The organism is Methylobacterium sp. M6A4_1b (assembly GCF_053345175.1).
In genome coordinates this window covers 1-9,245 of sequence record NZ_JBKEZQ010000055.1, presented here as the reverse complement: position 1 = coordinate 9,245, position 9,245 = coordinate 1, and the positions used below count along the sequence as shown (strand labels likewise).

The window sequence follows — 9,245 nt, the reverse complement described above, 5'->3', positions numbered from 1 at the left end:
GTCCGGCACCTGTCCGGTGCCGGCAACAACCTGGCGCATCCGGAATACGGGGCGGCCGACCAGCCGTTCATCCGGCTCACGCAAGCCCATTACGGCCCGTACGACCCGGCGACGGGCAACAACGCCCTCAATCCGCTCTTCAACGGCCTGGACCCGCGCGCCATCAGCAACGTGCTCGGGACCCAGGAGCCGAACCTGCCGCACGAGGCGAGCGGCGCGAACATCTTCTTCATGGCGTTCGGGCAGTATTTCGACCACGGCCTCGATTTCCTGCCCAAGACCTCGGCCAACGGCATCGTCGAGATCGGCGGCCCCGGCGCCGTCCGCAGCCCGACCAGCGACAACCCGACGGACCTCACCCGCGGCGAGGTCTCGGGAATCGGACCGGACGGCGTCCCGCAGCACCTGAACAAGACCTCCCCCTTCGTCGACCAGAACCAGGCCTACGGCTCGCACGAACTCGTCGGGCAGTTCCTCCGCGAGAGCGACGGGCATCAGGGTGTGGGCGCCCACCTCCTGGCCGGGCTGCCGGACCCGTCCAATCCCGCCTTCAACCTCCTGCCGACCCTGCGCGCGCTGATCGAGCACCATTGGGCCGCGAACACGATCTTCCACGACCCCTCGCTGCCGGGCCCGACCCATTCGGTCAGCTTCCGCGACTACTTCTCGAACTTCGCCATCTCGGAGACGCGGACCGGTTCCCTGCTCGACGCGGCGGGCGCCTTCGATCCGGAGGCGGTCAGCGCCTTCGCCTCGAACTTCATGGGCAGCGGGAACGCGCTGCTCCTCGACACCAACCCCTTCGTCGGCCTGCTCGACCACTTCGTGGCCGGCGACGGGCGGGCGAACGAGAACGTGAGCCTCACCGCGATCCACACCATCTGGGCGCGCAACCACAACTTCCACGTCGACAACCTGTTGGAAGCCGGATTCCAGGGCACCCCGGAAGAAGTCTTCCAGGCGGCCAAGATGATGAACGAGGCCGAGTACCAGCGCGTCGTGTTCACCGAGTTCGCCGACCACCTGATCGGCGGGATGAAGGGGAGCGGCTCGCACGGGCACAGCGGCTACGACCCCGGCGTCGACGCCCGCATCTCCGAGGAGTTCGCCTCCGCGGTCTATCGCGTCGGGCATTCGCTCATCGGCCAGACCCTGACCGTGATGAGCGCCGACGGCCAGCCGCACCAGGTGCAGCTCGTCGACGCCTTCCTCAACCCGACGAACGACCCGGGCGCCTTCACGGCCCCCCTGCCCCCCGGCTACGTGCCGCAGCCGGGCTACGCCCAGCTCGGGGCGAACGCCATCCTCGCGGGGGTCGCGACACAGTCGGCCGAGGCCGTCGACTTCAACATCGTCGACGCGGTGCGCAACGACCTGGTGCGGATCAACGCCGACCTGTTCGCCTTCAACGTGGCCCGCGGCCGCGATGTCGGGCTCGGCACGCTGAACCAGGTCCGGGCCGACCTGACGGCGTCGACCGACCCCTACGTCCACGAGGCGGTAGGCTATGCGGGCAACCTCACCCCCTATGCGTCCTGGGCGGACTTCCAGGCGCGGAACGGGCTGAGCGACACGGTGATCGCGCAGTTCAAGCAGGCCTATCCCGACCTGGTGCTCGCCACGTCGGAGCAGCGTGCCGCCTTCGTGGCGGCCAATCCCGACATCGCCATCCACATCCGCGCCGACGGAACCGAATACGTCTCGGGCATCGACCGGGTCGATCTCTGGGTCGGCGGCCTGGCCGAGACGCACATCAACGACGGCGTCGTCGGGCAGACCTTCTGGGTCGTCCTGCACGAGCAGTTCGACCGCCTGCAGGAGGGAGACCGGTTCTACTACACCGACCGGTTCGACAACTTCGACTTCTACCAGAACCAGGTCGACGGACAGAGCTTCTCGGACATCGTGGCGCGCAACACCGGCCTCACCGGACTTCAGGAGGACATCTTCGCCGTGGGTGACGAGGACGGCCAGGGAGGTTCCGGGTCGGGAACCGGGACTGGAACGGGGACAGGGGCCGGATCCGGTTCGGGCACCGGCGACGGTACGGGCGATGGCGGCGGCGGAACCGGAACCGGAACCGGCGATGGCGGCAGCGGCACGGGCTCCGGTGCCGGGACGGATACCGGCAGCGGTTCGGGCTCGGGTTCGGGCACCGGCACGGGCTCCGGGACAGGCACGGGCTCCGGGACAGGCACGGGCTCCGGGACAGGCACGGGCTCCGGGACAGGCTCGGGTGCAGGTGCCGGGACCGGTGAGGACGACGGCGAGGACGGGGACCACGGCACGGCCTGCGGCGGCGGCCATGGCGGGACCGCGACCGGAGGTTCCGGGCAGGACGACGGACACGGCACGGAAGGTGGCCCCGCAGGCGGAGGGACCACGGAGGGCGGGACGACGCCTCCGCCGCAACCGACGGCCCACCTCGTCTCGGGCACCGCCCTCGCCGACATCCTGGTCGGCACGGACGGCGCGGACACGGTCCTCGGCCTGGGAGGCGACGACAACATCCTCGCCGGCGACGGGGCCGACGTGGTCCGGGGAGGCGACGGGAACGACTTCGTCGATGCCGGCGACGGACGCGACGTCGTCTTCGGCGGTGCGGGCGACGACGACATCCTCGCCGGCTCAGGGGCCGACATGGTCTACGGCGACGGCGGCGCGGACCGCATCCTCGCGGGGGCCGGAAACGACCTCGTGACCGCCGGCGGCGGCAACGACACCGTCATTGCCGGCGACGGCAACGATCTCATCGTGGCCGAGACGGGAGACGGGGACGACACCTACTGGGGGGACGAGGCGGGCGGCGGCGTCGGCATCGATACGCTCGACATGTCGGCCATCACCGCCAACATCACGGCCAATCTCGGGACCGGCCTCGCGGGCCGGGGCGGCGTCGCCAGCAGCCAGTCCGGCTCCGACACCCTCTGGGGCATCGAGAACATCGTGACCGGATCCGGCGACGACCACATCACGGCCAGCGACGCGGTGAACGTCATGGACGGCGGCCTGGGCGCCGACGTCTACCGCTTCGAATCCGCCGCGGCGGCCAACGGCGACACCATCGCGAGCTTCCAACCCGGGGACAAGGTCGACCTCGGCGGCATCGACGCGAACCAGGGCGTCGCCGGGAACCAGGCCTTCACGCTCGCGACCGGGGCCGCCTTCACCGGGGTCGGGCAGTTGCTGGTCACCCAGGAGAGCCGGGCCGACGGCGACTACACCGTGGTGGCCGGGAACACGGGGGGCGATGCGGCACCCGAGTTCAAGTTCAGCATCAAGGGAACGCCCGCCGCCACCGCCGCGGACTTCGCCCTCTGACGCCGGTCGGGCCCCGCTCGGGGGCCCGACCCGTTCACCCGGCCGCAGGGGGATTCCGACATGCGCTCCAAGGATCAGAAGCACCTTGCCAGGAAACGCTCCTCCGAGCGGCTCACCCGGCATTTCGGGATGCCCTTCGCGTTCCTGTTCGGGATGTCGGGCATCATCAACATCCTCGCCCTGACGGGCTCCTTCTACATGCTTCAGGTCTACGACCGCGCGCTCCCGAGCGGCAGCCTGCCGACCCTGGTCGGCCTCTCCACGCTCGCCATCGGCCTCTACCTGGCGCAGGGCATGTTCGACGTGCTGAGGCTCCAGATCCTGGTCCGGATCGGCGCCCAGCTCGACCGCCGGGTCGCACCCCTCGCGCAGCGCGTCTCCATCGACATGCCGCGCTTCGGCTTCTCGTCGGCCGAGGCTATGGAACGAAGCCGGGACGTCGACACCGTGCGCGGATTCCTCGGCAGCCCCGGCCTCGTGGCCCTGTTCGACCTGCCCTGGACCCCGGTCTTCCTCGTCTTCGTCTATCTGCTGCATCCCTATCTCGGCGCCCTGACCGTGGCCGGCGCCGTCCTGCTGACGCTCCTCACCATCGTGACGGAGCTTCTGACCCGGCGTTGGACCGGGGCGACGCAGCAGGCCGTGGTGGCCCGCAACGCCATCGCCGACTCGAACGCCCGCAATGCCGACGTCCTCAAGGCGATGGGCTTCGCGGAACGCGCCGTGAACCGGTACCGCATCGCGAACAACGAGCACCTCGAACTCCAGACCCGGACCACGGACATCACCGGCAGCTTCGCCGCGATCTCCCGCGTCCTGCGCATGATCCTGCAATCGGCCGTCCTCGGCCTCGGCGCCTACCTCGTCATCGGCGGCGAGCTCTCGGCCGGGTCCATCATCGCGGCGTCCATCACGTCGGCGCGCGCCCTGGCGCCCATCGACCAGACGGTCGGCAACTGGAAGGCCATCTCCGTGGCCAGGACGGCCTTCGACCGCCTGCGCGAGACCCTGGTGGCCCTGGCGGGTGCCGAGAAGCCGATGCCGCTTCCCCCGCCGCAGGCCTCGCTGCGGGTCGGCTCGGTCACGGTCGCGGCACCGGGCTCGGGACGCGTGCTGCTCTCGGACATCAGCTTCGAGCTGAACGCGGGCCAGGCGCTCGGGGTCATCGGCCCCAGCGGCGGCGGCAAGACCACGCTCAGCCGGGCGCTGACGGGCATCTGGCCGGTGCTGCGCGGCGGCGTCCGCCTCGACGGCGCCGATCTCCCGCAATGGGACGAGGACAGCCTGGGACGCATCGTCGGCTACCTGCCGCAGGAGGTCTGCCTGATGGACGCGACGGTGGAGGAGAACATCTCCCGCCTCGCGGAGAACGCGGACCCGGCCCTGGTGGTCGCGGCCGCCCGGGCCGCCGGGGTCCACGAGATGATCCTGCGGATGCCCGACGGCTACCGCACCGAGCTCGGTCCGTTCGGCACGTCCCTGTCGGGGGGCCAGCGCCAGCGCATCGCGCTCGCCCGCGCACTCTACGGCAACCCGTTCCTCCTGGTTCTCGACGAACCGAACTCCAACCTCGACGGCGAGGGCGAGGCGGCGCTCGCGAACGCCATCCTGGGCGTGCGCGCCCGCGGAGGCATCGCCGTCGTCATCGCGCACCGCCCCAGCGTGCTGGCGGCCGTCGACACCATCGCGGTGATCCAGGACGGGAGGCTCACCGCCTTCGGGCCGAAGGACGCCGTCCTGGGCAAGGCCGCGCGCGAGGTGTCCCAGGGGACCGAGCCCGCCACTGTCGCAAGGGAGCGCTCCTCGATGGGGCGGGTGACGGCATGATGATCGAGACGAAGGGCACCAGGACGGAAGCCGGAGCGGACGGCGCGCAGCCCTATGCCTCCCAGGGTGCGGGACCCAAGCCCGGCACGCCGTATTATCTGGCCCTGGCGGTCGCGGCCCTGGCCGCCTACCTGAAATCGCTCTTCCACCAGCCGGTGCATGCCGAGGCGGTGGTCGAGGCCGCGGAGGCGCCGCACGCCGCCGGCCCCCGCCTGGTCGTCCTGCCCGCCGCCGAGCAGGCCCCGGACGCGGTGCCGTCCGAACCCCGGATCACAGGATCGGCGGGGATGGCGCCCGTGCTGGACAATCCGGCATCGGAATACGACGCGTCGCATCCCCACGCCCAGGCGCTGCACTTCGCCCGGCACGACCCGCAGCCGAACCTCAACGACTTCAAGGCTTCGCCGGTCATCCCGAGGCCCACCAACGACAACGGCGGAAGCCATGGGGGTGGCGGCGTTCACGGTGGAGGCGGTGGGGGTCGGGACGACACGCCATCGGGCGCGGCCGATCCGGAAACCCGTCCGCATCCCGAGGGAGACGCGATCCCGGACATGTCCGGCCCGCACACGCCGAAGCCTTCCGGCCCCGGGCAACCCGCCGGCACGCAGGGCGATCAGGGCGGCACCCCTCGCGACGGCGGTGACGGCGGCACCCCTCGCGACGGAAGCGACGGCGGTGCGGGTCCGGCGGGCAAGGTGCCGGCGGGAGACGGGACCGGCGATCCGGGGGGGCGGCGCAATCGGGCGCCCGTCGCCACGGGACCCGTTCACCTCGCGGACACCACGGGCTGCGCCCTGCTGGCCATCGCGATGAACGACCTCCTGCAGAACGTTCAGGATCCCGATGGCGATCCGCTGACGGTCCGCAACGTCACCGTGTCGTCGGGATCGTTGGCCCGGGACGGGGACGGCTGGGTCTTCGACGGCGACGGACCCGGTCCGGTCACCGTCGCCTACGAGGTGACGGACGGCGAGTTCGCCATCGCCCAGACGGCGAGCTTCGACGTGGTCGCCCGCAACGCGATCGCGGGCTCGGGCGACGACGACCTCATCCTCGGGACCCCTTGCGCGGACGACATCGCGGGCGGCGCCGGCGGCGACATCATCGATGCGCGGGGCGGGGCGGACCTGATCGACGGAGGCGCCGGCGACGACCACATCGTCGCCGGCGCGGGCGACGATACCGTCCTGGGTGGGGCAGGCGACGACGTGATCTTCGCCGGCGCCGGTGCGGACGTCGTATCGGGAGGCGCCGGGAACGACCGCATCTTCGGCGAAGCCGGGAACGACATCCTGCTCGGGGATGCCGGGGACGACCTGCTCGACGGCGGAGAGGGCAGCGACGTCCTGGTGGGCGCGAGCGGGGCCGATCTCCTGTTCGGCGGTACGGGGGACGACCGTATCGACGGCGGCGAAGGGAACGACCAGGCCTTCGGCGACCTGGGACGCGACATCGTATCGGGGGGCGACGGAGACGATCGCCTGGAGGGCGGCGGAGGGGACGACGTCCTGGCGGACGGTGGCGGTCGGGACGTCGCGCTGGGGCAGGACGGGGACGATGTCCTCGTCGCCGCCAGGGACGGGGCGGAGGACGTCCTCGATGGTGGGGACGGCGCCGACACCCTGGACCTCACGGCCACGACCATGGGGGTCTCGGTCGACCTCGCGGCGGGCGTTTCCGCGGGAAGCGAGACGGGCCGCGACCGCCTCGTATCGATCGAGACGGTGCGGGGGGGCTCCGGCGACGACGTGCTGCTCGGGAGTTCCGCGGCGGAGACGCTCGCGGGCGGCGCCGGAGAGGACCGCCTGGCCGGGGGGGGCGGCGACGACCGCCTCGAGGGCGGCCCGGGCGCGGATGCCCTGTCGGACGGGGCCGGCTCGGACGTGGTGTCCGGCGGCGCCGGCGACGACGCCGTCGCGGTGGCGCTGGACGGAGAGGCCGACCGCTTCGACGGGGGCGAAGGACGGGACACCCTCGATCTCTCGGCGACGCGCGAGGGCGTCACGGTCGATCTGGCTGCCGGCACGTCGAGCGGCGCGGAGACGGGCCAGGACCTGGTCTCCGGCCTGGAAGCCGTCATCGGAGGATCGGGTGGCGATGGTCTCTCCGGCGGCGAAGGGAACGACAGCCTTTCGGGAGGCGGCGGCGACGACCGGCTCGCGGGTCGGTCGGGCGACGATGTCCTCGAGGGCGGCGCGGGAGCGGATACGGTCCTCGACGGAGCGGGATGCGACATCGTCCGCGCGGGCGCGGGGAACGACCGGGTCGTCCTGGCCCTCGACGGCGACGATGACCGGGTCGATGGCGGGGACGGGTTCGACACCCTCGACGTCGGCGCCGCGAGCGGGAACCTGCTCGTCGACCTCGTCCACCATGTGGTGTCGGGTACGGAGCTCGGTGCGGACCGGGTGGAATCGATGGAGGCCATCGTGTCCGGGTCCGGACACGACCGCTTCGTCGTCGGGGACGAGGACGTCGTCCTGACGGGCGGCGGCGGGAACGACGGCTACGCCTTCGCCGTCGCGGGAAAGCCGGAGGCGACCCGGGCCGTCCAGATCACCGACTTTTCGGTCGGGGATTACGTCGACCTGCTGAAGTGGACGCTCTTCGAGGCGTGCCCGACCGCGATCGGTCGCTCGCTCTCGGAGGCGATGGAGCGCAGCGACGGGACCATGTCGGGCATCCAGTACAAGTCCGCCCTCCTCGACGAGGGCGACGTGACGGTCATCTCCGCCGATCTCGACCACGACGACAGGTTCGAGACGACCATCGTCCTCGACGGTCGCCACACCCTGCTCTTCGTCGAGACGCCGGAGCACGCCGCCGGCGTCTCCCTCGGCTCGCCGACCACCTGACCGTGTTTCCGGGAGGACCCGATCATGCGCACGCAACCCACCGGCCGTCCCCGTCCACGATCGGTCATCGACCTCGACCAGCGGGGCGAGGCGTCCTTCTCGGTCATGCCCCGCATCCTGGTCGGGTTCTCCCTCGGGATCGGTCTCGTGATCGGCGTGGGAGGATGGGCGGCGACGACCGACCTCAACGGCGCCGTCATGGCGCCGGGTTCCGTCACCGTCGAGCAGCATGCCAAGACGGTCCAGCATCGGGACGGGGGCGTCGTCGGTGCCATCCTGGTCCGGGACGGACAGGCGGTGGTCGCGGATCAGGTGCTGATCCGCATCGACGATGCCCAGACGCGGGCCGAACTCGCCATCGTGAAGGGGCAACTCGTCGAGCTGTCCGCCAAGAAGGCCCGCCTCCTCGCGGAACGCGACGGATTGCGCGCGGTGTCCTTCCCGCCCGGCCTTGCCGGTGCGGAACCGAAGACGGCGTCCATCGTGGACGGCGAGCTGCGGATGTTCAGGGGCAACCTCGCCAGCCGCGACAGCCAGCGCCAGCAACTCGAGCTCCAGATCGGCCAGGTCACCGAGGAAATCGCCGGCCTGGTGAAGCAGAAGGACGCCAAGCGCGAGGAGCTGACCATCCTGACGAGCGAGCACGGCAAGCTCCAGGAGCTGGTCGACAAGCGTCTGTTCGAATCCTCGAAGTTCCTGCCCATCAGCCGCGACCGCCATCGGTTGACCGGCGAGCAGGGCTCCCTCGAAGCCTCGATCGCCCGGGCGAAGGTCCGGTCGAGCGAGATCCGGGTGCAGCTGCTGGCGATCTCCGACACGGCCCGGACCGAGGCCCAGCGCGAGCTCGGGACAGTCGACGCGAAGCTCTCCGAACTGACCAACCGGCGCGTGGCCCTGGAGGACAGGCTCACCCGGACCGAGATCCGGTCGCCGGCCAGCGGTGTCCTGCACGAGTTGAAGACCTACACGGTCGGAGGCGTCATCACCCCGGCCGACGTGCTGGCCACCGTGGTTCCGGAGGATGCCCGGTTGAAGATCGAGATCCACATCGCTCCTTCGAGCATCGATCAGGTCGAGGTCGGACGACCGGCCAAACTCAGGTTCTCCGCCTTCAATCAGCGCACGACGCCGGAACTGAAGGGCAGGCTCGTCTACGTGTTTGATCCCGCGGTGTGGTGATACGGTCGAGCACCATGTTGCGAGGGAAGCGCTATGGGCCAAATTCTTCATGGAAGCGCC

4 protein-coding genes are annotated in these 9,245 nt (G+C 70.9%); all 4 read left to right on the top strand.

Features of this window, described 5'->3' with window-relative positions:
* On the top strand, positions 1–3,321 hold a 3,321-nt coding region (locus ACLBWX_RS22610; protein ID WP_447679185.1), incomplete at its 5' end, for a peroxidase family protein.
* A gap of 60 nt (positions 3,322–3,381) precedes the next feature.
* Entirely contained in the window at positions 3,382–5,148 is a 1,767-nt protein-coding gene (locus ACLBWX_RS22605) for a type I secretion system permease/ATPase (protein WP_447679184.1), read from the top strand.
* The gene (locus tag ACLBWX_RS22600; protein WP_447679183.1) at positions 5,145–8,006 is read left to right on the top strand and encodes a cadherin-like domain-containing protein; all 2,862 of its coding nucleotides are present in this window, start codon (positions 5,145–5,147) and stop codon (positions 8,004–8,006) included. The genes ACLBWX_RS22605 and ACLBWX_RS22600 overlap by 4 nt, the downstream gene beginning before the upstream one ends.
* 24 nt (positions 8,007–8,030) lie before the next feature.
* Positions 8,031–9,185, top strand: coding sequence for an HlyD family type I secretion periplasmic adaptor subunit (locus ACLBWX_RS22595; protein ID WP_447679182.1), 1,155 nt, complete (start codon positions 8,031–8,033; stop codon positions 9,183–9,185).
* The last annotated feature ends 60 nt before the right edge of the window (positions 9,186–9,245 follow it).

What these genes read in the sequence shown, in the direction of transcription:
- ACLBWX_RS22605 (WP_447679184.1), top strand. Translation starts at nt 3,382, where the DNA reads ATGCGCTCCAAGGATCAGAAGCACCTTGCCAGGAAACGCTCCTCCGAG.
- ACLBWX_RS22600 (WP_447679183.1), top strand. Translation starts at nt 5,145, where the DNA reads ATGATGATCGAGACGAAGGGCACCAGGACGGAAGCCGGAGCGGACGGC.
- ACLBWX_RS22595 (WP_447679182.1), top strand. Translation starts at nt 8,031, where the DNA reads ATGCGCACGCAACCCACCGGCCGTCCCCGTCCACGATCGGTCATCGAC.